Below are 23905 nucleotides of genomic sequence, written 5' to 3'. Positions count from 1 at the left end.
ATCAGTGACTTCCCAATAATTCGGCGGCGGCCATTGCGCAGCTTCTGCCCGCTGTGGTGCTGGCGCGGCCGTGCAGTTCGAACCAGTCGCTGGTCAATCCACAGCCGCAACTTGCGCCCGGGTGCAGTGTGGCAAGGTCGCTCATGACCACGGCGTGGGCCGGGCTCGATGAGATGTAAGGCGAGACGAAGCCGAGCAGGCCTTGTTGGCCATAGGGCAACAGGGAAAAATCCACCGGATCGCGAATCAGCACCCGCGAATACACCGGCACATGAAAGCGGTGACGGGCGCATTCGATGTAAGGCACCGCGTGTTCGACAGCACCGTAACCATCGCGGCAGCGGGCCGGTTCGATGCCCAGTTGCCGATGGATATGGGCGTAAAACTGTGGTTTGGGAATTTCCTGCGCAGCCTGGGTTTTCCAGCCACCGCCAAAAAAAGCCAGCGAACCGGCGGGCAATTGCACATCCTGCACAGCGGTAGCCTGCATGCGTTGCAGGGTCTGCCAGAGAAACGCCGGGAAGCCGAAAATCCGTACCGGCAAACCTTCTTCAGCGAATGACTGCAATGCGGCGATCACGCCGAATACGTCGAACTGATGGCCGCTACCGGTGTTGCGCAAGGCGTAAACCACGCGATTGACCGGGGCAAACCGACAGAGAAACTGGTCGGTAAACGAGGTGCCCAAGGTGATGCGTCCTTCGGGTTCGTAGCTCAACAGCAGGTAGTTGCACGGACTATCGGGAGTGTCCCAGGCGTAATGGCGAAAGATCTGCGCAACCATGAACTGCGCCCGAGCCAGGCTGCGTTCGTCGTAACGCATCCGGCTTTTCTGCCCGCTGGTGCCCGACGAAGTCAGTTCCAGGGCGTTCGTCCCCGTGCTGCTGAGCAGAAGGTGTTGCTTGAAGAAACTGGCAAAGATCGGCGGCAGACGCGACCAGTCACTGAGATTGTCGAGGTCCTGCGGCGTCAGTCCGTGGGCGTTGAGCCAATGGGCGTAACCCGGGGTGTGATCGCAGTGAAAGCGGCTGATTTCGGTCATCGCCCGATCAAACAGATCGAGCGGGGCTGAATTCCGGCAATAGGGTTGCGCCAACGCGCACAGCGCGTCGGCATAGGGTAGGTGAGTCATCCATGTTCCTTACTGAGGCGAGGCCACATCAGATGTGGTGGTTTGCAGGAGCCGGTAAACCATGGGCAGGCACATCAGCCCGCCGAATGCGGCCCAGAGAGCGAAGTATTCAAGACGGCTGCCGCCACCGATGGCCGCAATCAGCGAACCGCCAAGGCCCATGACGGCGATCGAAATCATGCCGGTCAGCGCCGACACCAGACCTTTGCTGTCGTCACTGGAAAACAGCGCCAGGCGATACACCGCCGCATTGCTCATGCCCAGCCCGACGGCGTACAGCGACAAACTCGCCACCACCGGACCAAGCCCCGCGCCGAGCAATGCGCACGCGGCCAGAAACAGAAGGCCCAGACAGAACGGCCAGAGCGCCAGTTGAATCAATTGCGTCAGCGAATGAGTCTGCAGCAAGCGGTCGAGAATCAGATTGCCGGCGATGACTGCCGAGAACACCGGTATCTGCCACAGGCCATATTCCAGCGGCGGCATTTCCAGTACCCGCACCAGCAGCAATGGCGCCAGGCCTATCCAGGCGATCAGCGGCAGACTCATCAGGCCGAGCGCCAGGCTGGCACAGAGGAAACGCGGATTGCCCAACAGCGCACCGTAGCGCCGACAAGTGAGGCGCCAGGAGAAGGGTACTGGGCGAGTTTGATGACCGTCGCGGCGCTCGACGCCCACGGTTTCCGGCATCCACAGCAACAGGCCGAGCCATACCAGCGCTGCTGTGCATCCCAGCAGCAGAAAAATTTCCCGCCAGCTCAGCCATTCCAGCAGCAGGATGCCAAGCAGCGGCCCGAGCAACGGCGATAACAACGCAACATTGCTGAGCAACGCCATCAGCCTGACGGCGTCGGCTTCGCAAAAAACCTCCTGCAATGCCGGGTAGCTCACGGCGACGACGAATCCCAGCCCCATGCCCTGCAACAGACGCAACAGGTTGAACGCTTCGATGCTGTCGGTGCTGAAAGCTGCCGCGCACGACACACCGAACAGCGCACTGCCGATCAATAACAGTGGCCTGCGCCCGAATTGATCGGACAAGGGACCCAGTAGCCATTGCAGGCAGACGCCACCCAACAGATAAAGATTGAATGCATGGGGTACATGCCGCGCGTCCGCTTCGAGGTCGGTGGTGACGTCCAGCATCGCTGGCATGATCACGTCGCTGGCCATGTAAGTGAGCAGTTCGAAAGCGGTCAGCGCCAGACAGAAACCGGCAACCTGTCTGGGGCCGATATTGATAAGTGTTCTCTGCATGAACATCCCTGTTTTATGAGTGGTAGGAAGTTCGCAGAGCCTAGGCGCAGCCGCACAGCAGACCTAGCCGTTTGCTGCGTCAGCAGATTTCAAAAACTTACGGCATGTTTAAAGGGCGGGCGGAACGCAAACATGTTTACCTGGCTGCCATTGCGGCAGAAACAACAATGCTCGCGACAGGGCGGGCATTGTTTGCGGTAAATCGACCGGGCGGGCCGCGCTTCCGGGTTGGGCGGCCATGCAGCGAAAAATCTTCCGCGGCTGTAACATGGCACTCCGTTTGCCCCGGCACGTCCCCTAATTCGGCAAGCGTATGGCTTGTAAACGCATACATTCCAACGTTTCAGGAAACCGCAATGACCCAGAAGCAACGCTTGATTTATTCGATTCTGATCGCCCTGTCGGTACTGGCGATCATGCTGGGCCTGTCCTGGCTGCAAAACGCCGGCATGATCACCGAGAAAACTTTCCAATACGTCGCGATCGGCGTGGCCGTGGTTGTGGTGGTGATCAATGGCGTGATGCGCCGCAAGGTCAAGCCCTGAAAGCGAGCCTCATTCGTGGTTGAGGACCGCTGCAGCCTGCGGGTGCAGGCTGTAACTCTTGTCGGCATTGAAGGTGATCACGCCTTCGGCGCACAAGCGTTTCAGCACTTCGCGCACGCTGAGAAAGGACAACGGCACGTCCAGATCGAGCAACTGGCTATGCACGCCACGTACGCCAAGGCGACGATTGCTCTGTGCCGCCACCAGCAGGGCGTCGATGACTTTCAGACGAATCAGGCTGGTGCGCAGGCCGAAACTCTTCAGTAGCACGCGAATACGCTCGTTGCCCGGACGCTCGCCGCGCTGGGTGAAATTGCCGGTGTGCGAACCCATGGAAACGCCCTGTGGCGTCTGGCTACCGTCCGTTGGTAGTTGCGAGTTGTACATGCGATTACTCCTTTTCAGAGCCAGATCGGGAAAGGTTTTGTTGCGCTCTCTAAACAAGACGTTTCAGCACGACAAATCATGAAAGAAAAGATGTAGAAATTTCGTCGCAAATTCGTCCCGGCCTTGTGATGCCGGCCTCGTGCCGAAGGATTGCCCGCTAAATTTTTTTCCTCAGCTTCGTTTCTTCGTCAGGCTCATTGCGCGTGGACGCAGGGGCAATCGACCTTTCGATCAGGAGCAAGCGTGATTATTTCCAGGCAACTCACCGGGCTGGCCCTCGCCAGCACCTTGTTCGGACTGAGCCTGTCGGCCCATGCACTGAGCCCGGCTGCACAAACCAGCGCCGATATTCGCCGCACCAGTTTCGGCGTGCCGCACATTCGTGCCGAGAACGAACGCGGGCTGGGCTTCGGCATCGGTTACGCTTATGCCCAGGACAACCTGTGTTTGCTGGCCAACGAGATTGTGACGGTCAACGGCGAGCGCTCACGCTACTTCGGCCCGGAGCAGTTCACTGTCGAACAACGGGAAAACCGCGTCAGTGATGTGTTCTTCACCTGGCTCAATACTCCAGAAGCGGTCGAAACCTTCTGGCAGGCGCAACCGACGCAGGTCCGCGACCTGGTCGAGGGTTATGCCGCCGGATACAACCGCTATCTGGCCGAACGGCGCCAGCAGGGATTGCCGCAGCAATGCCAGGGCGAGTGGGTACGTGATATCAGTGCCGAGGATCTGGTCAAACTGACGCGGCGCCTGTTGGTGGAAGGCGGGGTCGGGCAGTTCGCCGAGGCTCTGGCCGGCGCCACTCCGCCGCAAGCGACCGCACAGGTCAAGCACGACACCGAGGCGTTCCAGTTGGCCGACGCCCGTCAGCAACGTTTCGCCCTGGATCGCGGCAGCAACGCCGTGGCGGTCGGCAGCGAGCGTTCGTTCAACGGCCGTGGCATGTTGCTGGCCAACCCGCATTTCCCATGGGTCGGCGGCATGCGTTTCTATCAGATGCACCTGACCATCCCCGGCAAGCTCGATGTCATGGGCGCGGCTTTGCCGGGTCTGCCGATGATCAACATCGGTTTCAACCAGCATCTGGCCTGGACCCACACTGTCGACTCATCGAAACACTTCACCTTGTATCGCCTGCAACTCGATCCAAAGGATCCGACCCGGTATTTGCTCGATGGCAAGTCGCTGCCACTGAGCAAGCAGGCGGTTACCGTGCAGGTCAAGCAGGCTGACGGGCAGGTCGTGCCAGTGAAGCGCGATATCTACAGTTCAAAGTTCGGCCCGATCGTGCAATGGCCGGGCAAGCTCGACTGGGACAAGCAATATGCCTACAGCTTGCGCGATGCCAACCTCGACAACGATCGCGTGCTCGAACAGTGGTATGCGATGAACCGGGCCGGCAGTCTCAAGGATCTGCAAGACGCGGTGCACACGACCCAGGGCATTCCGTGGGTCAACACTCTGGCGGTGGATGACAAGGGCCAGACGCTGTACATGAACCTGTCGGTGGTGCCGAATGTCAGCGCGGAAAAACTGGCCAAGTGCAGCGACCCACGCCTCGGTCTGCGCATGATTGTCCTGGACGGTGCCAACAGCGGCTGTGCCTGGGATGTCGATCCGCAAGCGGCGCAGCAGGGCATTTTTGCGTCCAGCCAGTTACCGCAATTGCTGCGCAAGGATTTCGTTCAGCACTCCAACGATTCAGCGTGGCTGGCCAACCCGGCGCAACCGCTCACTGGCTATTCACCGCTGATCAGTCAGGACGGACAACCGCTGGGCCTGCGCTCGCGATTTGCGCTTGATCGTTTGGCTGAACTGAGCAAAAAAGGCCCGTTGGCGGTCAAGGATCTGCAGCATATGGTCATGGACGATCAGGTCTATCTGGCCGCGCAGGTCATGCCCGATCTGCTGAAGTTCTGCGGCGCCGATCTGGGCAGCGATGCGGCCACGCTGAAGCCGGTCTGTGCCAGCCTCAAAGCCTGGGATGGTCGTGCCAGTCTGGATTCCGGGATCGGTCTGGTGCACTTCCAGAACATCATGCAGGCGCTGCTTGAATCACCGGATATCTGGCGTGTTGCATTCAATCCGGCTGATGCGCAACACACTCCGCACGGCCTGGCGCTCGAACAACCGGCCGTGGCCAAGGCGCTGCGTGAAGCGATGCTGGCGTCGGTCGAACTGGCCGGCAAAATGGGCCTGAAGCCGGACATGCGCTGGGGTGATATCCAGGTGGTCAGCAGTGGCGGGCGGCAAACGCCGATTCATGGCGGGCCGGGTACGTTGGGCATCTACAACGCGATGCAAAGCGTGCCCCGTGAGGATGGCAAACTTGAGGTGGTCAGCGGCACCAGCTATCTGCAAGTGGTGAGCTTCGACGAAAAAGGCCCGCACGCCCAAGGGCTGCTGGCGTTCTCGTTATCCAGTGATCCGGCGTCGAAATATTCACGCGATCAGACCGAGGCGTTTTCGAAGAAACAGTGGAGTGTCCTGCCATTCACTGAGCAGCAGATCCAGGCGGATCCGCAATATCAGGTGCGGACGATCAAGCAGGATCAGGCAGGGAAGGTGGCAGCGCAGTAAACAGTCGTCGCCTGAAACAAACGAAGGCCGCCTCCCGCAAGGGACGCGGCCTTCAGCTTTTCGGCGGGCGTTGCGGCATCGAATTGATTACCGGGTTGCCTTCCTTGTTGCGAGTCAGGTAGACCGGCAGCACTTTCGGCAGGCTGTTGGCGAGGTTGTTCATCTCTTTGATGTTGTAGACACCGCCCACGCGGATCGCGCCGGTACTGGTGTCGGCCAGCATCAACGGCTTGTCGAGGTAACGGTTGATCAAAGGCAGGGCGTCGTGCAGCGCAAGGTTGTCCAGTATCAGTCGGCCGCTGCGCCACGCCAGCGAGGTATCGCCGGGGTAGGTCTGGCTGATTTGCGGTGCGTAATCGCCATGTCGGTAGCGTGCCTGCATCGATGGACTCAAACGCAGGCCGTCGCCCGGCAGATCGCGATTGCTGCTGACCAGCACCGAACCTTCGACCAGATTGACCCGAACCTGATCTTCATACATCCACACGTTGAATCGGGTACCGGTCACGCGGATCTTGCCATCGCCGGCGCGCACCACAAACGGATGAGACGCGTCATGGCTGACATTGAAAAACGCCTCGCCCTTGTTCAGAGTGGCGCGACGTTCATTCTTGTAATTGCTGAAAGTCAGGTCGGTGTTCAGGTTGAGTTCCAGCTGGCTGCCGTCGCTCAGAGTGATCTGACGCACACTGTCAGTGGCGGCGTAATGCTGATAACTGTTGGGTACCCAACCCAGATTCCAGCCGCTGTAGGCCGCGAGCGGCAAGCCGATAGCGCAGGCGCCGGCGATGACCGCGAACTTGCGCCACGAACGCAAGGGTTTGCGCTGCGCCGCGAGCGCCTCGGGTTCGGTTCGAGGCAGGTCTCCGGCGACTTCCCAGATTTCCTGCATGGCTTCGTATTCAAAGGCGTGCAGCGGATGGGCTTCGTGCCAGGCTTCAAATGCGCGACGCTCCTCGTCCGTGCAGTCAGCGGCGTGCAGACGCATGCACCAGTGCGCGGCGGCATCGGTGATCGCATCGTATTCGGCTTCCGAGAGAGTGTCTTGGGTCATTGACTCGTCCTGATTTCGCTCATTCTAACCTCGCCGGCAGGCTGCCGAGAACATCCGTCATGGCATTTACCCATCAACGTGGAACTTATTTTTCCCTGTGGCGCCCAAAAAAACAGGAAGCAACTGCCTACTATCCATAAATGGAGTGAAAAAATGATCAAAAAGACATTCGCAGCCCTGATTGCCACTGCCGGTTTGTTCAGCGCCGGTGCCGCCCTGGCGGACAAGCCAGGCGCAGGCTGGATCACCATCGAAAAGGCCATCGAGGTCGCCAAGACCAAGGCCGGTTATGTCGAGGTCTATGAGATCGGCGCCGACAATGACGGCTACTGGGAAGGCGAAGGGCGCAAGGCCGACGGCACTGTTTACGAATTTCGCATTGATGGCGCTTCCGGCAATGTGCTGCGGGACCAGAAGGACTAACCCACCTTAAGCACTCACTGATTCTTGTGTTGAGCAATGCGCTGGCGCGACGTCAGCGCATTTTTTTGTCTTCACGGCAGCGCTTGCGAGGCTCCTGCCTGATCCGACCCCGGCGCCGCTGACGATAGGGGGGCGGGAAGCGGGTCGAGCTGACGGCCCAGTTCACTGATGAGCAATGCGATCGAATCGGCGTTGGCGAGCATGACGTCAATCCTTGCATCTGCAGAATCAGGGCGGCAAAACGCCAGGCGTGCATCTGCAAGGTTTGTGGTGTTGGTAAGGCTGAGGATTTTTTGGTAATTGCCGGCATGCGCGGGTACTTTGTCCAGGTCGGTCCAGACCTGTTTGCCGGTCTTCACCGCAAACAAATGCTTGCCGTAGCGCGACAATAAGCTGCGATGACGTTCAATAGATTCCTTGGCATGTTTGCCCGAGGGCGTCCTCGTATCGATGAGGTCCAGATAAGGCGCCATGGCCTGCACGGCGACAAGATCGTCGCTGTCGCAAACCAGATGCGAGAGCTCATGGATCAGCGTTACAGCGCGGGCATGGGAATCAACATTGAACCGAGGGGGCAAATGCGCAGTGTATTTATCCAGTCCCGGGTTGAAAAACAGCTCAGTGAGATGAATGATTTTTCTCTTATCCTGTTTGAAAACGAATGCCACGGTATTGCCGCTGCCAGGTCCGTTCAGACCAGTAAAAAAGCGTTCGGTGTAGAGCAGATCGTCTTTCGGGTTCGTCAGTTCTCGGCAAACAGGAATAATCACCTTCTCGAATTTCCTGAGCAGCGTAGGCGTTATTACCGACACCTCGAAGAACTCCTTTAAAACTGTCTCTAACCGCGTGCCGGTAAGGTTGTCGCGCTGCGTAACGTAGTTATGCAGACAATTGACTGCGTATTCTCTTGCACGATTTACCGCTTGCTGTATCACGAACGCCCTGGCCGGATAGCGACGGTTGATCTGGGCCATGCCTCTGGCCTGGATATACATTTCTATGGAACGGTTTTCCTCGACTTCGTGTTGCACAGGGTCACGTTTTTTTGACCGGCAGCGATACACCTGCTGGCTGGTGCTTGCGACGACCAGACGGGAATTTTTCTCCTCGAGTGCCGGCCCCTGGTTGCCGTCTTTTTTGCGCAAATACCAGGTCTTTTCGACCTGGACCGTCGGATACACCTTGCCGGCAATAGCGGCGTATTTCTGCGTCGTCGACGAATCTCCATAGACCAGCTTATTGGCATCGAGCTTGAGGCTTTCCAGTGCCGTGCTGCTTTCGAAGGGCTGCAGATCCACGCGGGCGGGCGTTACCGGTGACACTTTTGCCCAGCGAGAGGCTGCTTGCACCGTCGTGGCTGTACCCTCAGGTGCGTGCGCTTCTGCGGCGAATTCGGTACTGACCGTTTCTGCCTCGCTTTCCCACGACAGACGTCCCAGGCTGAAGAGGGTAATCGCCCCTGCAATGAAGCTTTTCAGGGCGTTCGCCCAGTGGTGATCCTGCAGGCCTTCAGCGGAGGCCTTGAAATCCTGATAGCTGCGCCAAAGGAAAAATCCGCAGGCGAGTTTGCCCGGCAACACGTGCGGCACCAGGCGGACGCCGTGGCTGAACAGAAACTTCACTGCTTCCCAATCTGCCTGGGCGTTGATCTGTGGTTGGCTGCGCAGCATTTGTGGCAGAAGACTCAGGGTGTCTTTGTGCAACTGCTCAAGCACGTTGCCCTTTATGGGGGAGTCATGAAGGGTGATTTCACTGTTTTTGCCGATCGTTGTTTTCAACAGGCTCTTGAATACGGCCTGCTGCGCGTCAGGCAGACGCCGGATGAGCAAGTCCTGAAAGTGGCCGGGGGTATTCAGTGCTTCGATCAACTGCGCTTCGTTCTCGAACTCGCGAAATATCCATCTTGAGTAAGGTGCATAAAGGACCCGGGGACCTGTTTGCCCTGCGCCCGGACTGAAGACATACAGTCCGAGCGCGTCTACGCAATCAGCGCCTGAAGTCTTGATCAACGATAGCGGACAAGCGATGGCGTGAGCACCGTCGACCATCGCCCGCGCTATCCCGTCCGGCATATCGAGGACCTGGCAGATATAGTCGTAGCCGGTATCGGAGAGTTGCTGTTGCAACTTCATCGAGTGGGCGTGCTGCATCAACTGCCAGGGCAGCTGGCGCAAGAACCGTTCTTTGCTGAGGTGTGCTGACGCGCTATCAGCTGTCAGCGCTTCCGTCACTTTCGCGGTGTAGGTAGTGGCAACGTCGAGAGATTGCAGCAGTTGCCGTACGGCGGACTGGCCAAAATCCTTCGGTAGTGCTGTCGCTGTTGTCGATGCCACTTTGAAACCGCTGTCCTGCACGACGTTGTAGTGATGCAAGCTAAACTCCAGCAAGTCACAGGCAGGGCCGGCCAGTGTCAGGTTGGGGGTGATCCGGATGTCCTGTGGCTTGAGGCCGTTGCCTGGAAATCGCGCATCGAGCAGTGTCTTGAGGGTCTGCTCGATATGAGTGGCCAGCGCCGGGGCCTCATCGAGGAAATCCTTGCCGTCGATGAACGCGCGGCGCAGTTCATCCAGCAACGCCAGTTGCGTGCGCTGCTCGGTCGCCGAGGCCATGCGCAACCAGTCGGGATAATCCAGATGACTGGCAAGGGTTCGGGCAAGGTCAACGGCGCGGCGCAGATTGGTATCGATCACCGCGCTTTTCATTTGCTCAAGGTAAGTCTGCAACGTGCGCTGGTCCTTGATACACACGCGCAGCTCTTCTGAATTGGCCAGGAAGTGTTCAATGCCCGATTGCATGCGATTGCTGGAAACCCGGTCTTCAATCAATTGAAAACTGCCCAGGGTGTATTGCTGGTCCAGTCGACGTTGAGCCCTTGGCAGATTTTCCAGCAGCGTGTGACTCTGGTTGTTGTCATCCAGGCGTTGTTGCAATTGCTTCTGCGCGACGGCGATATTCTCGAACTGTTCCAGCCCCGTGGCCGGTGTCCACAGGATGGCGCGTCCAGAATGCTGGTCATCCATGCCGCCGCGCTCGGTCAGGAGCACGCAGTGAGCGAGCGGCAATGCACCTTTGAACTCGGCACAGGTGAGGGTGAGCGACCATGCATCGGGGCGAAAACCATTGAGTGACTGGCGCTCCCTGCGTGTCGGATGCGTGGCATCGAACACGGTGTCGACGATCTTTCGCTCCGCCTCCAGCCATGACCCGCTGAGATTGCGCAGGTAGGCCTCACCGCGCAGGCCATCTTCGAACGCCTGGGCCAGCTTCCACACAATGCCTTCCAAAAAGACGCGCTGTTCGGCGCTGTGCGCGGTCGGCTGGTCTTTGAAGTGGCTGGTCAGATTATCCAGCGTCCGTCCCAGACTCGTCGCCTGCTGCGCAGCCTTGTCCGCTTGCACCAGTGACGATGGCGGAGTGCTGGTGAATAACGGACGGGTACTCCAGCGCTGATTGAGATCGAGCTTGAGCAATCGTTCATGAATCATCGATCGGATATCCAATGCCTTATCAAAGAGTGCATGGATATCGGTGGTGCGTTTGCTCTGACGAAAGCGCTGCAACACGAATTCAATGTTCTGGCGTTGTTTGGTGATGATGGTCTCGAACAGCGTCGTCATGATCTCACCGCCAATGTTTTCCCCGGATACCTGTGCGTTAGTGAAGCCAAGGTAGCGATTGCGCTCTTGCAGGTTCATCAGCCCGTACAGCTCATCTTCGTGCCCGGCAGCTCGCAGTTTGGCGGTCAGTGTCTGTTTGAGGTCGGCGTAGTCGGTGAGTACCTGCAGGCCCTGGCTGGGCGTATAGAGATAAGCCTTGTCATGATTGATCATCAGCGAACCGGCCAGCTCGACACAGGCTGTCTCTTCGCTCAGGCACACGGTTTCGAACGTTGGCCGCCGCACTGCAACGCTTGGCTCACGGACCAGACAGTGCAGGGCGTCGAATTCGCTGGCAGTGAGGATCTGCGTTTCGCGCTTGATCATCAGATCGGCTCGCGCTTGATCCTGTAGCGTCTGGCTGAAGAAAGTACGTCTGGGCGAGCCCTCGAATGAGGCGCCATTCCAGTAGATCTCAAGCTGCCGAAACAACAGCATGGTCAATTTTCCCGATGCGCACTCGATCGCCTGGGTCCAGGCAGACTGATCGTCTTCGCTGACCGGACGAGCAGGATGGGTAAATTCCACGGTCTGACCGTGCGGCCAGCCCTGGCGATGAAAGTGCAGCAGCAGCGCGTCACTGAGCGACAGCGCGTCGACCCACTGTTTGTCCGCAGAGGAGGTCGTCGAATAGAAACCGACCCGGGTTAGCGACTGTTGCAACGCGGCAAAATGCGCTTCGAGCAGTTCGTCGAGAATCTTTTCCAGCAACGTTGCAAGGGATGGCAGGCGTTTGAGCTCGTCCAGCAGGTCACGGGCGCACCGGTCCAGAGATTCGCCGATAGCCGCTTGCTGGTCCTCGAACACATCACCTTCGATGGTTTCGCAGGTCAGGGTAATCCCGCGTTTTTCCACCAGTTCCTTGCGCAGCGAAACCGAGAGGACAGCCAGCAGATCATCAGCTTCCCCGGCATTGTCGAGGCGTGTCTGCAGGGCGTCCGTCAGTGCTTGGCGGTCAGCGAATTTTTTCAGGCCATCGTAGGGCGTATAGAGAAACACGCCGTTGTCATCCGGCCCTGCGCTGAGCATGAAGCTGCCCGCCAGCGGCACGGCCTGTTGCTTGTCGGCGTTGAGCAGGATGCGTTCGGCCAGCATCGGCGGGGTCTGCTTGTTGCGCAGCGATTGCGTCGCCAGTTGCGCATGGGCAAGCCAGTCGAAGTCTTTGCTGTTGAGACCGTGTGCCGGACCCAGGGCAGCATGCAGGCCGGGTGAATCGAATATCACTGGAAACAACAGCGGGGCAGTCGGGGTGGACATCATTGCAACTCTGAACGGGGCGCCATCGGGCTGGAACTCAACAGTAGATGCGCAGACTGGAGCACTTGCGGTAGATAGTTACCGCACACGCTGACCGTGAAATGTGCATCAGGGCGCGCCAGCGGATGCCGATCAATCGAAGGGTTGACAGCTGGCAGCTCGGGCGCGGTTAATCGGTGGGCAAATTCGACCGTACGCTGTTGTTCCCTCCAATAATCATTCTGGAGCTTCAGATGTCTGCGCTACACGATCCTGGCTCGTCCACAGTGTCCCTCGAGGCACTGACGCAACTGCTTGAAACGATTTTTCTGCGCCACGGCACTTCCAGCGAAGTCGCCCGGGTGCTGGCCGCCAACTGCGCCAACGCCGAACGCGACGGCGCTCACAGTCATGGCGTGTTTCGCATCCCCGGTTATGTCTCGACGCTGAAAAGCGGTTGGGTCAATGGCCATGCGGTGCCCCAGGTTGAAGACGTCGCGCCGGGGTTTGTCCGGGTTGACGCCGGCAACGGTTTTGCCCAGCCAGCGTTGGCAGCGGCCCGACCACTGCTGATCGAGAAGGCGCGTCATGCCGGGATCGCGGTGCTGGCGATTCGCAACTCGCATCATTTCGCTGCTTTGTGGCCGGATGTCGAGCCCTTCGCCGACGAAGGTCTGGTCGCGCTGAGCGTGGTCAATAGCATGACCTGCGTGGTGCCCCATGGCGCTGATCGGCCATTGTTCGGCACCAATCCGATTGCCTTCGCCGCACCAAGAGCCAACGCCGCGCCGATTGTGTTCGACCTTGCCACCAGCGCCATTGCCCATGGCGATGTGCAGATCGCCGCGCGCAAGGGGGAAAAACTCCCGGTCGGCATGGGGGTCGACAGCCTCGGCCAACCGACCCAGGACCCCAAGGCTATTCTCGAAGGCGGCGCGTTGTTGCCGTTCGGCGGGCACAAAGGCTCGGCGCTGTCGATGATGGTCGAGTTGCTGGCGGCGGCATTGACCGGCGGCAATTTCTCATTCGAGTTTGACTGGTCCAACCATCCCGGCGCGAAAACGCCGTGGACCGGCCAGTTGTTGATCGTCATCGATCCGAGCAAAGCGGCGGGGCAGAACTTCGCCCAGCGCAGCGAGGAACTGGTGCGGCAGATGCACGGGGTCGGGCTCAAGCGTTTGCCGGGGGATCGGCGGCATTTGCAGCGTGCCCGCTCATTAGCGCAGGGCATCACGCTTGATGAACAGACGCTGGGGCAGTTGCGGGAGTTGGCGGGGGACTGAGTTTGCACAAGGCATAAAAAAGCGAGCCGCAAGGCTCGCTTTTTTTTGTGGCGCTGGAACTCAGCGACGGCCGAGCAGCAAGCCCACCACCAGGCCGAAACCGGCGGAAATCGCCACGGTTTGCCAAGGGTGGCCACCGATGTAATTTTCCGTGGCTTCAACGGCGGGTTTGGTGCGGTCGCGCACGCTGGACACCGAATCCAGTGCCAGCTGCAGCTTCTGGGCAATTTGTGCGCGCAGCGTTTCTGCTTCTTCGCCTACCAGTGAAGCGCTGCTCTTGAGCAGTTTGTCCGATTCTTCGATCAGAGCCTGAAGCTCGCTGAAAGCTTGATCCTTGATTTGCTCTTCGGCAGCTTGCGAGGCGGTTTTACGGGCCATTGGGTGACTCCTTGCAGGTGAATGGACAGTGACCAATGGAGTGTAGCGGCAGGCGAAAAGTTGCATGTCATTCGCGGACAAGGGAAAAACCTGCACCGGAGATTTGTGCCGAGCGTGTAAGATGTCGCCATTTTACGCAGCAGGATAAATCCCCATGAGTTTCAATCTGGCCGACAAATCCCTCGCAGAGCGCGCAGCGCTGGAAGACGAGAAATCCCGTCTGTTCGAACTCTGGCAGAACAATCTGGGCAAAGCCAAAGGCGAAGCCGCGCGCCTGTTTGGGGAGCGCTCCAAGCGCAAGGGCAAATGGGCCGAGTGGGTCCGCGCCGAGCTGGACGGCATGTCGCCGCCGGAGTTCGCCAACATGGTGCGCAGTGAAGTCAATCGCCTGATGGCGGCGAACAAATAATCCGCTTCACCCCTGGCTGAACGTGGCGGCAATCGCCTCACGAACCTTGACCAGCACCGGATCGATCTGCGTGCTGGTGCGCCAGCCCAGTTCCACCGGATAGCGCGGTAAAGCCAGAGGGCAGGGCAGCAGCGCCAGCCCGCTCAGCGCCGCGATACTTGCGGCGGCATGGGCCGGGATCGTCGCCACCGCCTGACTGCCCTTGAGCAAAAAGGGCAGTGCAGCAAAATGCGTGGTCGACGCGCAGACTCGGCGGCTCAAACCCACTGCCGCCAATCCTTCATCGGTAATGCCGATAAAGCCGCCCGACGACACCAGAATGTGCTCGCGTTCAACGAACTCCTGCAACGCGATCTGCTGTTGGCCTGGCGCGAGACTGGCCGGGTCGACCAGGCACGCATATCCGCCTTCGCCCAACACCTGACGGCTGAGCAGGCGCTCGGCAAATCCTCCGGCAGTGATCGCCAGGTCGATGCTGCGCTCCATCAGCGCCCGGGCAACGATCTGGCTGTGGGTCTGGCGAAATATCAGCCGCAGCTTCGGCGCACGACGGGCAATTTCCTCGATCAGGCGGCGGCCGTAGGCAATTTCAAAATCATCTGACAGACCGATCGCCACCGAGCGCCCCTCGTACTGATTGGTCGCTGGATCAAGCATGGCCAGACTTTGCCGGCATTTGTTCAGGGCATCGCTGATCACCGGTTTCAACTGATTGGCTTGCAGCGTCGGCGCCAGACCGCGCCCGGTGCGCACGAACAACTGATCGCCATACACCTCACGCAAACGACGCAACGCCGCGCTGACCGCCGACTGCGTTACGCCAAGACGCAGGGCGGCGCGGCTGGCGCTGGATTCCTCGTGCAGCGCTTCGAAGACTTTCAGCAGGTTGAGGTCGATATCGGCGATATTCATTTGGCTCATATCATTCAGCAGTGGGCAGGGCTTTATTCATGATCGCGTGACGCTGGAAAATCAGCAACACCTGAACCTGATGGAGTAAACACGATGGCCAAATCCATAGTGGCGGCGTTGCAGATAGGCGCCTTGCCCGGTGGCAAAGACGAAACCCTTGAACAGATCTTGAGCTGGGAAGACGCAATCAGCGAATCCGGTGCTGCGCTGGTGGTGATGCCGGAAGCCTTGCTCGGTGGTTATCCGAAAGGCGAAGGTTTCGGCACCCAGTTGGGTTATCGACTGCCCGAGGGGCGTGAGGCCTTTGCGCGTTATTTTGCCAACGCCATTGATGTGCCTGGCGCCGAAACCGACGCCCTGGCCGGATTGTCAGCGCGCACCGGGGCCAATCTGGTGATCGGCGTGATCGAGCGCGCCGGCAGCACGTTGTATTGCACGGTGCTGTATTTCGATCCGCAGGCCGGGCTGCTCGGCAAACACCGCAAGCTCATGCCCACCGGCACCGAGCGACTGATCTGGGGCAAGGGTGACGGCTCGACGCTGCCAGTGTTCGACACCCAGGTCGGCAAGCTTGGCGCGGTGGTGTGCTGGGAAAACATGATGCCGCTGCTGCGCACGGCGATGTATGCCAAGGGCGTGGAGGTCTGGTGCGCGCCGACCGTTGACGAGCGCGAGATGTGGCAGGTCAGCATGCGCCACATCGCCCACGAAGGCCGCTGTTTCGTGGTCAGCGCCTGTCAGGTGCAGGCCTCGCCGAATGCGTTGGGGGTGGAGATTGCCAATTGGCCCGGGGATCGACCGTTGATTGCCGGCGGCAGCGTGATCGTCGGGCCGATGGGCGATGTGCTGGCTGGACCTTTGCGTGGCGAGGCGGGGTTGCTGACGGCGGAGATCGACACCGATGAACTGATCCGCGCGCGGTATGACTACGATGTGGTCGGCCACTATGCGCGGCCGGATGTGTTCGAGTTGAACGTTGATGAGCGGGCGAAGCCGGGGGTGCGGTTCAATTCCTGACCTTGAAACTTGCAGAGAACCTGTGGGAGCGAGCCTGCTCGCGAAGACGTAGGCACCTGCAATATTGGAATTGCCTGAACTACCGCTTTCGCGAGCAGGCTCGCTCCCACAGGGATTGTGTGTTGTTCTGCCGATTGGAACCGCTGACTACCAAGTCGCCGCACTCGCTTTAGGCAAGCTCAACTTGCCGCTGTCGGTAAAGCGCATCGTGCCAAACAAACCGCCCGCCAGTTTGCCGCGCAGCACGTAGGGCAGGTTATCGAGGCTTTGCGTCTGGCTCAGGCCCAAGGTCTGGCGCAGGAACGAGAACGCCGAGACGCTGACCGGTACCGTGACAATGGCTTCAGAGAAACGCGGGATCGAGCCGCTCTGATCGCTCACACCCGAAGCCAGCGAATGACCATTGACCTCCAGATCCAGGGCGATGCCGTTGTAATCGATCGCCGTTTCATTGGGGTTCTGTACGCGCAGCTTGATCGCGAAGCGCACTTCCAGTTCCTGACTGGGCAACGGTTCGAGGCCAACCACGTTGATGTTCACTGGGTCGCGATTGGGAAACAGTGCGCAGGCACTGAGCGACAACAGCAGAAGCGACAGGATGACGGCGTGGAGGCGGCGCATAAAAATCTCTCGACAAAAAAGGGCTGAACCGTTGCCGGTGCAGCCCTTTTTGCCAAGGCGCGACGTCAGCGGTTCAACTGTGCGACAGCCGCCGCTTGGCCGGGTTCACCTTTGCCGGTGACGTCGGGGTTTTCCATGACCTGCAGGATCGAAGCTTCCGGGTCGAAATCGTCTTCTTCCAGCTCGATGAATTCTTCCGGCAGGAAGATGTTCAGCACGATAGCGCACAACGCACCGACAGTGATTGGCGATTCGAAGATGTTGCGCAGCGCTTGCGGCAGTTCGCGCAGGACTTCCGGTACGGCGGCGATGCCGAGGCCCATGCCCAGCGAAATCGCCACGATCAGCATGTTGCGTCGATGCAGGCCGGCCTCGGCGAGGATCTTGATTCCGGCCACGGCGACGGTGCCGAACATCACCAGTTCGGCGCCACCCAGCACCGGTTTCGGCATCAGTTGCAGCACCGCGCCGATCATCGGGAACAAACCGAGCAACACCAGCAGCCCGGCGATGAAAAACGCCACGTAGCGGCTGGCCACGCCAGTCAACTGGATCACGCCGTTGTTCTGCGCAAAGGTCACCATCGGCATGCTGTTGAACACTGCCGCCATGGCCGAGTTGAGACCATCGGCGAGCAGGCCGGATTTGATCCGGCGGATGTACAGCGGGCCTTTCACCGGTTGCCGCGAGATCATCGAGTTGGCGGTCAGGTCACCGGCCGCTTCCAGCGGCGACACAAGGAAAATCACTGCCACCGGCACGAACGCCACCCAATCGAAGTTGAAACCGTACTTGAACGGCACCGGCACGCTGACCAGCGGCACCTCGGGCATCGACGCGAAATCCACCGTGCCCATCAGCCAGGCCACCACGTAGCCAAGGGTCAGGCCGATGACGATCGCGCCCAGGCGCAGAAACGGCACGTCGACACGGTTCAACACAACGATGGTACCGATCACCAGCGCCGCCAGAAATACGTGACTGGCCGCACCCAAGTCAGGCGCGCCGAAGCCGCCGGCGATGTCGGTCATCGCCACTTTGATCAGCGACAGGCCCATCAGCGTGATGATCGTGCCGGTCACCACCGGCGTGATCAGCATGCGCAGTTTGCCGATGAACTGGCTGAGCACCACTTCGATGAACGCGGCGAAGAAGCACACGCCGAAGATCGTCGAGAGGATTTCATCAGTGCCGCCGCCGCGCGCCTTGACCATGAACCCGGCGCTGAGAATCACACTGATAAAGGAGAAACTGGTGCCTTGCAGACAAAGCAGACCGGAACCCACCGGACCGAAGCGCTTGGCCTGGACAAAGGTGCCGAGGCCGGAGACGAACAGCGCCATGCTGATCAGGTAGGGGATTTCACTGTGCAGACCGAGGGCGCCGCCCATGATCAGGGTCGGGGTGATGATGCCGACGAAGCTGGCCAACACGTGCTGCAACGCGGCGAACACCGTGGCGGTCAGGTGCGGACGGTCGTTGAGGCCATAGATCAGGTCGTTGTTGCGCGGGGTTTTGTCAGAGGCGGTCATGGTGATGTGCGCGCCGCAAGGCGGGGCCGGGTCAGAAAATGGGTGCGCAGAATGCCGGAAGAGGGCGGCGAGGGCAACGAGCAATAACTGCCTGAAAGGTCAGGTTTTACTGCCTCTCCCTTGTTCTGATCGTTCCCATGCTCCGCGTGGGAATGCAGCCCGGGGCGCTCCGCGTCCCTTCCAGAGCTGGAACGCGGAGCGTCCCTTGAGGCATTCCCACGCAGAGCGCGGGAACGATCAAGCGTGCCTCGACCGGCAATGGAAAAGCGCCCGTGGCATACTCCCGCGCATGACTTTCGACTCCCCCCTCAGTGCCTGGCAACACGCAGTCGACCACAAGGGTTTCATCCAGGATGAAGCCCAGGAACACGCGGTCTGGGCCTTGCAAAAATGCCATGAAGCCTTGCACGCCGGCGCCCGCTCGGTCGGCGGCGTGTACCTGTGGGGGCCGGTCGGGCGCGGCAAGACCTGGCTGATGGATCAGTTCTATCAGAGCCTGCGCGTGCCGGCGCGGCGTCAACACTTTCATCACTTCATGGGCTGGGTGCATCAGCGTTCGTTCCAACTCAGTGGCATCGCCGATCCGTTGCGCGCCTTGGCCAAAGAGCTGGCCGCCGAAGTGCGCGTGCTGTGCTTCGATGAACTGTTCGTCAATGACATCGGCGACGCGATCATTCTCGGCCGGCTGTTTCAGGTGATGTTCAATGAAGGTGTGGTGATCGTCTGCACCTCCAATCTGCCGCCGGATGATCTATACGCCGACGGCTTCAACCGCGACCGTTTCACGCCGGCGATTACGGCGATCAAGGCACACATGACAGTGGTCGCGGTGAATGGCGCCGAGGATCATCGCTTGCATCCGGGGACGATCGAGCAGCGTTATTTTGTTCGCGCGGATGTTTTACCGAGCGCACTGGAGGCCGTGTTCAAATCGCTGGCTGCAGATGAGACTGTCAGCGAGGAACCCGTCGCCGTGGGCCACCGCACACTCAACGTGGTGCAAGCCAGCGAATCCGTGCTGTGGTGTCGCTACAGCGATTTGTGCGAACAACCTTTCGCCGCCATGGACTTCATCGCCCTGTGTGATCGCTACCGGGCTATTCTGTTGAGCGAAGTACCGAACCTCAGCGCAAAAAAACGCGAAGGACGTATCGCACGCGGTACCGAAGACGGCGCTGAGCGCGTGGTCGCCGGCGACCGGGAACTGCCACAGTTATCGGTGCACGACGACGGCGTTCGCCGCTTTATCGCACTGGTCGACGAATGCTACGACCGCAAAGTGCCGCTGTACGTCGAGGCAAGCGTTCCGATGGACGCGCTGTACACCGAGGGCTATCTGGAATTCCCTTTCCGCCGCACCCTCAGCCGTTTGCGGGAGATGCAATTGCAGCGCTTCGCTGAAGCCTGAAAGAAGAGGGCGCCGACATGAGTCAACCGTTGTCCCATCATTTGCTGACCATGGCCTACCAGAATGCCTGGGCCAATCATCGTCTGGCCAAGGCCTGGAGCCAGCTCGATGCCACTGAACTGGCGGCGCCACGGGTGAGCTTCTTCCCCGGCATCCGCCTCACGCTTAATCACATCCTCACTTGCGACTGGTTCTACGTCGACGCGCTGGAACGCGAATTGCGCGGGGACGAGCCGCACCCGGATTGCTACGTATTCTTTATTCAGGACGAGCCGTTTACCGATGCGGCAACGCTGCGTGCCGAACAGGCCCGCGTTGATCGCCGGCTGATCGCCTATTGCGAGCAACTGCGCGATGCCGATCTGCCGAGAATCGTCACTATCGCTCGCGACGAACCGCAACATGACAGCCGCCTGCGCATGCTTTCGCACCTGTTCGAACACCAGATCCATCATCGTGGCCAGGTGCACGCCATGCTCAGCGGCACGGCGGTAAAGCCACCGCAACTGGATGAATTTTTCTGCGTCGGCGAAAGCGCATTGCGCGCCGAAGACTTCGCCGAACTGGGCTGGACTGAAGAGCTTATCTGGGGCCACTGACCGCGAAAGATCGCAGCCTCGTTGCACTCGTCAACTCCTACACATATAGGACCGTAGGAGCTGACGAGTGCAACGAGGCTGCGATCTTTTGATCTTCAGCTTTTCAAGTTGCCCTCTCCGGCGCACCCAAGCTAAGGTCCCCCCCAGGCCTTTCAGCTAGCACCTTGCGCGCCGGGGCTTTTTGCTTATCGGGGATGGAAATGGATTCCGCAGAAATACTCGTACTTCAGGCCAGCTACAGCAACCCGGTGCACGCCGAAGCCATCGGCATCGTGCTCAACCACTACGCCGAAGATCCCATGGGCGGTGGTCAGCCGATCGCGCCCGAACTGCTGCAACGCCTGCCCGAAGAACTCGCCCGCCGCCCGCATGCCTTCAGCGTGCTGGCCTTCGTCGGCGGCGAACCGGCCGGGCTGGTCAACTGTTTCGAAGGCTTCTCGACCTTCGCTTGCAAACCGCTGGTCAACGTTCACGACGTCGCCGTGGTCGGCAAATTTCGCGGCCTGGGGCTCAGTCAGAAAATGCTGCAGAAGGTAGAAGAAATCGCCCGTCAGCGCGGTTGCTGCAAAATCACCCTGGAAGTGCTGGAAGGCAATGCGGTGGCGCAGGGTTCGTATCGCAAATTCGGCTTTGCACCGGGGATGTTCAATCCGGATCACGGGCGGATGCTGTTCTGGATAAAGGACTTGCAGGCCTGAAGGCGCCTCACCGCAAATCACCAACATAAAAAAAGGCGCCCCAATGAGGGCGCCTAACTGTCATCTCCCGGGCCAGAGCGGAGCCACGGAAGGTTCATCGGTTGCTCGGTAAAATTCAGTCGCGATAAGACTCGGTCACCTGGGCCGTCTGGTCAGCAGGGACGCGGATTTCTTTCGCACTGGAGTCGGCCTTTTGCTCGCTTTGCGCGTGCTGGACCGGGAAATTGTCGTAGTAATAACGCATGCGCTCGGCGCCGCCTTCGGCGAAGGCGCTGGTGGAGCCGAGGGCGAGCAGGGTGGTGAGAATGAAGGTAGTGGTTTTCATGGTGCCTCCTACTGAACAAGTGGGAGTCGGTTCGTCCGTGAAGCAGACCGCAGAAAAGAGTCTGTGTCGCCGCCATTAACAATGGGTTAACGCTGGTTCAGGGCAAATATTGCGGCGTATTACAGAAACATCGCGGCCGATGGGCACAAAAAAGGGCCCTCGCGGGCCCTTTGTCGTCTTACTTCTTCGCCACCTCTGCCGAGGCAGGCTGCTTGGGTTTCATCAAGCTGAAATCGATCAGTGAGCGTTTCGCCGTCTGATACGGATCACCAATCAACAGTTTGCGCGGCACGAAGCTGTCGCTGACCAGACTCTTGCTGCGGTCCAGTTCATCCGAGCTTAATCCGACCAGATCCGCCCAGGTGTGGATGAACTGCGAGCTACTGTACGGGCGGCTGAGGTCGCCAGCGAAATTCCAGTCGTGGTTTTCTTTCCACTTCGGCGAAGCCCAGGCCATGAACGGGATGGTGTACATCGGCGCGGTCGGTTTGTTCTCGTTGCGGCCCAAGGTGCTGTGGCCGGCCGAGTCAAAGACGTCTTCGCCGTGGTCGGACAGGTACAGCAAAAAGCCGTTCGGGTCGGATTTGGCGTAGTCCTTGATCAGGCTTGAAACCACGAAATCGTTGTACAGCACCGCGTTGTCGTAGCTGTTGTAAGTCGGCAATTGGTCATCGCGCACGCCGGCAGGGACACCCTGGCGATCCTGGAACTTGTCGAACGTCGGCGGATAGCGGTACTGGTAGCTCATGTGCGTACCGAGCAGGTGCACGACGATAAGTTTGCGTTCAGCCGGATCAGTCAGCGCCTTGTTGAACGGCTCGATAACGTCACCGTCGTACTGCGCGGCGTTCTGGTTGCGGTTGTTGTTCAGGTACACCTGCTCGTCAGCCTGTTCGGAGAAGGTCGTGAGCATGGTGTTGCGCTTGGTCATGGTCTGCTGGTTGGTGATCCAGAACGTCTTGTAACCGGCCTGTTTCATCACGCTGACCAGCGATGGCGTCGACAGGTACAGATCCGGGTTCTGCTCATCGGCGAAGGTCAGCACTTGCTGCAGCGCTTCGATGGTGTAGGGGCGCGGAGTGATGACGTTGTCGAAGATCGCCAGTTGATCCTTGAGCTTGTCCAGTTCCGGTGTGGTGTTGCGCGGATAACCGTAGAGGCTCATGCGCTGGCGGTTGGTCGACTCGCCGATCACCAGCACCAAAGTCGCCGGTTGCCCGGCCGAGGCGTCCTTGAGGTTTTTCAGCGGCGGGATCTTGCTCGCACTGTCGAGCATGCCTTGCATGTCGGCGAGGGTTTCCTGATAGCGGTGATAGGCCACAGCCATCTGCCAGGGCACGGCGGGCTCGATACGGGTTTCGAATTTCTCGAAACCTTGGGCGAAGGTGCCCATACGCATGGTTTGCTTGACCAGCGGATAGCCGACCACGGCGACGACAATTGCCGTCGCCGCTACCAGCGCGCGACCACGCGGCATGTAAACCGGGCGCAGACGCGTCCATAAAAAGTAAGCGAACGCGGTATGGGCGAGGAACGCCGGGATCATCCACCAGGCGAAATACTGCGTCATGTACTCGCCGGCTTCCGACACGTTCGACTCGAACATGATGAAGATGACGCTCTGCGAGAATTCCTGCTGATAAATGAAGAAGTAGCCGAGGCTGGCCATCGAGCAGGCCCACAGCACCACGCCGATGATGGCGGCGAGCAGGCGGGTCTGTTTGGGGAACAGCAGCATCGGCGCCAGCCACAGCGCGCTCATCACGAAGGCCTGGCGGAAGCCGGTGAAGCCGGATGTGCCGGTCAGCTGGATCAGCAGTTGGGTGATGCCCGAGAAGTACCAGAAGAAAACGAACAGCCAGATAAATCCAGCCCAGTCAAAACCCGTCGCAGTCGTTTTGCTGCGTTTGAACAATGCCATTCAGTGCTCCAGCTCAATCATCAATCCCACGCCGGAACGCTTCCATGACACCGACGAACAGAGGCCGTACACGCAGGTACGGCCAGAATGGGGCGCAGTATCCCCAAGGGCATGTGAAAGATTTGTTAAGCGCCGCGTTTGATGAGTATCAGGCGGTCAGAGGTGCAACGTGTCGGGAACGACGGGGGCCGTTCCCGAAGCAGGCGGGGATCAGGCGTGGGGTGCGCGCTGCACAACCGGACGCGGTTGCGGCTGCGAGCCTTGGGTCAATGCGCGCAATTGCGCCAATTCGTGCTTCAACTGGTCGCGCTCGTCTTTCAACTGGCGCAATTCATCGCGACGGATCGTAACGTAGAGGGTTTGTGGCGGCATTGCTGTGTGTACTGTGCCCATTGCTCACCTCGCAAATGGCGTGCATCAACTGTAAGTCACTCCTCGTTTTGAGGCGCTTGACTTACTATCGGCGCCAATTTTGATTTCTTTTGCCCTGAAAGGGAACTTTTTTATTTTTCATGGTCGGTGTGTCTTC

At 59.4% G+C, this 23905-nt stretch carries 21 protein-coding genes; 9 read left to right on the top strand and 12 right to left on the bottom strand.

Going from position 1 to position 23905, the window contains the following annotated elements; genetic code table 11:
• Nucleotide 1 precedes the first annotated feature (1 nt).
• Together J5M66_RS12175 and J5M66_RS12170 are read right to left on the bottom strand one after the other, a co-directional pair.
• The gene (locus J5M66_RS12175) at nucleotides 2–1132 is read right to left on the bottom strand and encodes an acyl-protein synthase (RefSeq protein ID WP_207809131.1); all 1131 of its coding nucleotides are present in this window, start codon (nucleotides 1130–1132) and stop codon (nucleotides 2–4) included.
• 9 nt (nucleotides 1133–1141) lie between these two features.
• Nucleotides 1142–2389 (bottom strand): MFS transporter, encoded by a 1248-nt coding sequence (locus tag J5M66_RS12170; protein WP_207809128.1) that lies wholly within the window; start codon nucleotides 2387–2389, stop codon nucleotides 1142–1144.
• Between the two features lie 356 nt (nucleotides 2390–2745).
• Between J5M66_RS12170 and J5M66_RS12165 the strand changes: the two genes are divergently transcribed.
• Nucleotides 2746–2934 carry a hypothetical protein gene (locus tag J5M66_RS12165; protein ID WP_016770563.1) on the top strand — a complete coding sequence of 63 codons (189 nt, stop codon included), beginning with the start codon at nucleotides 2746–2748 and terminating at the stop codon, nucleotides 2932–2934.
• A gap of 9 nt (nucleotides 2935–2943) precedes the next feature.
• Here the strand turns inward: J5M66_RS12165 and J5M66_RS12160 are convergent, their stop codons facing one another.
• A complete protein-coding gene (locus J5M66_RS12160) occupies nucleotides 2944–3321 on the bottom strand; it encodes a fe2+ zn2+ uptake regulation protein (protein ID WP_024012892.1) in 378 nt (125 codons plus the stop codon).
• 243 nt (nucleotides 3322–3564) lie between these two features.
• Between J5M66_RS12160 and J5M66_RS12155 the strand changes: the two genes are divergently transcribed.
• A complete protein-coding gene (locus tag J5M66_RS12155; protein WP_207809126.1) occupies nucleotides 3565–5904 on the top strand; it encodes an acylase in 2340 nt (779 codons plus the stop codon).
• A gap of 52 nt (nucleotides 5905–5956) precedes the next feature.
• Here the strand turns inward: J5M66_RS12155 and J5M66_RS12150 are convergent, their stop codons facing one another.
• The gene (locus J5M66_RS12150; protein ID WP_024012894.1) at nucleotides 5957–6958 is read right to left on the bottom strand and encodes a FecR family protein; all 1002 of its coding nucleotides are present in this window, start codon (nucleotides 6956–6958) and stop codon (nucleotides 5957–5959) included.
• A gap of 153 nt (nucleotides 6959–7111) precedes the next feature.
• Here J5M66_RS12150 and J5M66_RS12145 point away from each other — a divergent pair, with 153 nt between their 5' ends.
• Complete coding sequence (locus J5M66_RS12145) at nucleotides 7112–7381, top strand: PepSY domain-containing protein (protein WP_123442531.1); 270 nt, start codon at nucleotides 7112–7114, stop codon at nucleotides 7379–7381.
• 71 nt (nucleotides 7382–7452) lie between these two features.
• On the opposite strand, the gene J5M66_RS12140 is transcribed toward J5M66_RS12145, so the two are convergent.
• Nucleotides 7453–12294, bottom strand: coding sequence for a DUF6543 domain-containing protein (locus tag J5M66_RS12140; RefSeq protein WP_207809124.1), 4842 nt, complete (start codon nucleotides 12292–12294; stop codon nucleotides 7453–7455).
• A 233-nt stretch (nucleotides 12295–12527) separates the two neighbouring features.
• Between J5M66_RS12140 and J5M66_RS12135 the strand changes: the two genes are divergently transcribed.
• Nucleotides 12528–13556, top strand: a complete 1029-nt coding sequence (locus J5M66_RS12135; protein ID WP_122881034.1) for an Ldh family oxidoreductase — start codon at nucleotides 12528–12530, stop codon at nucleotides 13554–13556.
• Between the two features lie 60 nt (nucleotides 13557–13616).
• Here the strand turns inward: J5M66_RS12135 and J5M66_RS12130 are convergent, their stop codons facing one another.
• Nucleotides 13617–13934: a DUF883 family protein gene (locus tag J5M66_RS12130; RefSeq protein ID WP_016774661.1), complete on the bottom strand. Its 318-nt coding sequence runs from the start codon at nucleotides 13932–13934 to the stop codon at nucleotides 13617–13619.
• A 154-nt stretch (nucleotides 13935–14088) separates the two neighbouring features.
• Between J5M66_RS12130 and J5M66_RS12125 the strand changes: the two genes are divergently transcribed.
• Nucleotides 14089–14343 carry a hypothetical protein gene (locus J5M66_RS12125; protein ID WP_003224595.1) on the top strand — a complete coding sequence of 85 codons (255 nt, stop codon included), beginning with the start codon at nucleotides 14089–14091 and terminating at the stop codon, nucleotides 14341–14343.
• A 6-nt stretch (nucleotides 14344–14349) separates the two neighbouring features.
• Here the strand turns inward: J5M66_RS12125 and J5M66_RS12120 are convergent, their stop codons facing one another.
• A complete protein-coding gene (locus J5M66_RS12120; RefSeq protein ID WP_207809122.1) occupies nucleotides 14350–15264 on the bottom strand; it encodes a LysR substrate-binding domain-containing protein in 915 nt (304 codons plus the stop codon).
• An 84-nt stretch (nucleotides 15265–15348) separates the two neighbouring features.
• Here J5M66_RS12120 and J5M66_RS12115 point away from each other — a divergent pair, with 84 nt between their 5' ends.
• Nucleotides 15349–16272: a carbon-nitrogen hydrolase family protein gene (locus tag J5M66_RS12115; RefSeq protein ID WP_207809120.1), complete on the top strand. Its 924-nt coding sequence runs from the start codon at nucleotides 15349–15351 to the stop codon at nucleotides 16270–16272.
• Nucleotides 16273–16419: 147 nt separating this feature from the next.
• Here J5M66_RS12115 and J5M66_RS12110 read toward each other — a convergent pair whose 3' ends face one another.
• Nucleotides 16420–16893, bottom strand: a complete 474-nt coding sequence (locus J5M66_RS12110; protein WP_122698323.1) for an LEA type 2 family protein — start codon at nucleotides 16891–16893, stop codon at nucleotides 16420–16422.
• Between the two features lie 65 nt (nucleotides 16894–16958).
• Nucleotides 16959–18425, bottom strand: a complete 1467-nt coding sequence (locus tag J5M66_RS12105; RefSeq protein ID WP_110603344.1) for a nucleobase:cation symporter-2 family protein — start codon at nucleotides 18423–18425, stop codon at nucleotides 16959–16961.
• 289 nt (nucleotides 18426–18714) lie between these two features.
• Between J5M66_RS12105 and zapE the strand changes: the two genes are divergently transcribed.
• The 3 genes from zapE to J5M66_RS12090 all read left to right on the top strand — a co-directional run bounded on the left by zapE (nucleotide 18715) and on the right by J5M66_RS12090 (nucleotide 21130).
• Nucleotides 18715–19833 carry a cell division protein ZapE gene (gene zapE / locus J5M66_RS12100; protein WP_207809117.1) on the top strand — a complete coding sequence of 373 codons (1119 nt, stop codon included), beginning with the start codon at nucleotides 18715–18717 and terminating at the stop codon, nucleotides 19831–19833.
• Between the two features lie 17 nt (nucleotides 19834–19850).
• Complete coding sequence (locus J5M66_RS12095) at nucleotides 19851–20432, top strand: DinB family protein (RefSeq protein ID WP_207809115.1); 582 nt, start codon at nucleotides 19851–19853, stop codon at nucleotides 20430–20432.
• A 200-nt stretch (nucleotides 20433–20632) separates the two neighbouring features.
• A complete protein-coding gene (locus J5M66_RS12090) occupies nucleotides 20633–21130 on the top strand; it encodes a GNAT family N-acetyltransferase (protein WP_207809113.1) in 498 nt (165 codons plus the stop codon).
• A 115-nt stretch (nucleotides 21131–21245) separates the two neighbouring features.
• Here J5M66_RS12090 and J5M66_RS12085 read toward each other — a convergent pair whose 3' ends face one another.
• The 3 genes from J5M66_RS12085 to J5M66_RS12075 form a co-directional block, all read right to left on the bottom strand.
• The gene (locus J5M66_RS12085; protein ID WP_133337865.1) at nucleotides 21246–21455 is read right to left on the bottom strand and encodes a hypothetical protein; all 210 of its coding nucleotides are present in this window, start codon (nucleotides 21453–21455) and stop codon (nucleotides 21246–21248) included.
• A 178-nt stretch (nucleotides 21456–21633) separates the two neighbouring features.
• Nucleotides 21634–23376 carry a phosphoethanolamine transferase CptA gene (locus J5M66_RS12080; RefSeq protein WP_123442524.1) on the bottom strand — a complete coding sequence of 581 codons (1743 nt, stop codon included), beginning with the start codon at nucleotides 23374–23376 and terminating at the stop codon, nucleotides 21634–21636.
• Nucleotides 23377–23586: 210 nt separating this feature from the next.
• Complete coding sequence (locus J5M66_RS12075; RefSeq protein WP_016774671.1) at nucleotides 23587–23769, bottom strand: DUF6026 family protein; 183 nt, start codon at nucleotides 23767–23769, stop codon at nucleotides 23587–23589.
• Between the last annotated feature and the right edge of the window lie 136 nt (nucleotides 23770–23905).

The organism is Pseudomonas sp. 67(2021), from assembly GCF_017491835.1.
Lineage (GTDB): Bacteria > Pseudomonadota > Gammaproteobacteria > Pseudomonadales > Pseudomonadaceae > Aquipseudomonas > Aquipseudomonas atacamensis.
Note: the sequence above shows the minus strand (reverse complement) of the source record. Positions and strands in the feature narration are given on the sequence as shown.

What these genes read in the sequence shown, in the direction of transcription:
- J5M66_RS12175 (WP_207809131.1), bottom strand. Translation starts at nt 1,132, where the DNA reads ATGACTCACCTACCCTATGCCGACGCGCTGTGCGCGTTGGCGCAACCC.
- J5M66_RS12170 (WP_207809128.1), bottom strand. Translation starts at nt 2,389, where the DNA reads ATGCAGAGAACACTTATCAATATCGGCCCCAGACAGGTTGCCGGTTTC.
- J5M66_RS12165 (WP_016770563.1), top strand. Translation starts at nt 2,746, where the DNA reads ATGACCCAGAAGCAACGCTTGATTTATTCGATTCTGATCGCCCTGTCG.
- J5M66_RS12160 (WP_024012892.1), bottom strand. Translation starts at nt 3,321, where the DNA reads ATGTACAACTCGCAACTACCAACGGACGGTAGCCAGACGCCACAGGGC.
- J5M66_RS12150 (WP_024012894.1), bottom strand. Translation starts at nt 6,958, where the DNA reads ATGACCCAAGACACTCTCTCGGAAGCCGAATACGATGCGATCACCGAT.
- J5M66_RS12145 (WP_123442531.1), top strand. Translation starts at nt 7,112, where the DNA reads ATGATCAAAAAGACATTCGCAGCCCTGATTGCCACTGCCGGTTTGTTC.
- J5M66_RS12140 (WP_207809124.1), bottom strand. Translation starts at nt 12,294, where the DNA reads ATGTCCACCCCGACTGCCCCGCTGTTGTTTCCAGTGATATTCGATTCA.
- J5M66_RS12135 (WP_122881034.1), top strand. Translation starts at nt 12,528, where the DNA reads ATGTCTGCGCTACACGATCCTGGCTCGTCCACAGTGTCCCTCGAGGCA.
- J5M66_RS12130 (WP_016774661.1), bottom strand. Translation starts at nt 13,934, where the DNA reads ATGGCCCGTAAAACCGCCTCGCAAGCTGCCGAAGAGCAAATCAAGGAT.
- J5M66_RS12125 (WP_003224595.1), top strand. Translation starts at nt 14,089, where the DNA reads ATGAGTTTCAATCTGGCCGACAAATCCCTCGCAGAGCGCGCAGCGCTG.
- J5M66_RS12120 (WP_207809122.1), bottom strand. Translation starts at nt 15,264, where the DNA reads ATGAGCCAAATGAATATCGCCGATATCGACCTCAACCTGCTGAAAGTC.
- J5M66_RS12115 (WP_207809120.1), top strand. Translation starts at nt 15,349, where the DNA reads ATGGCCAAATCCATAGTGGCGGCGTTGCAGATAGGCGCCTTGCCCGGT.
- J5M66_RS12110 (WP_122698323.1), bottom strand. Translation starts at nt 16,893, where the DNA reads ATGCGCCGCCTCCACGCCGTCATCCTGTCGCTTCTGCTGTTGTCGCTC.
- J5M66_RS12105 (WP_110603344.1), bottom strand. Translation starts at nt 18,425, where the DNA reads ATGACCGCCTCTGACAAAACCCCGCGCAACAACGACCTGATCTATGGC.
- zapE (WP_207809117.1), top strand. Translation starts at nt 18,715, where the DNA reads ATGACTTTCGACTCCCCCCTCAGTGCCTGGCAACACGCAGTCGACCAC.
- J5M66_RS12095 (WP_207809115.1), top strand. Translation starts at nt 19,851, where the DNA reads ATGAGTCAACCGTTGTCCCATCATTTGCTGACCATGGCCTACCAGAAT.
- J5M66_RS12090 (WP_207809113.1), top strand. Translation starts at nt 20,633, where the DNA reads ATGGATTCCGCAGAAATACTCGTACTTCAGGCCAGCTACAGCAACCCG.
- J5M66_RS12085 (WP_133337865.1), bottom strand. Translation starts at nt 21,455, where the DNA reads ATGAAAACCACTACCTTCATTCTCACCACCCTGCTCGCCCTCGGCTCC.
- J5M66_RS12080 (WP_123442524.1), bottom strand. Translation starts at nt 23,376, where the DNA reads ATGGCATTGTTCAAACGCAGCAAAACGACTGCGACGGGTTTTGACTGG.
- J5M66_RS12075 (WP_016774671.1), bottom strand. Translation starts at nt 23,769, where the DNA reads ATGGGCACAGTACACACAGCAATGCCGCCACAAACCCTCTACGTTACG.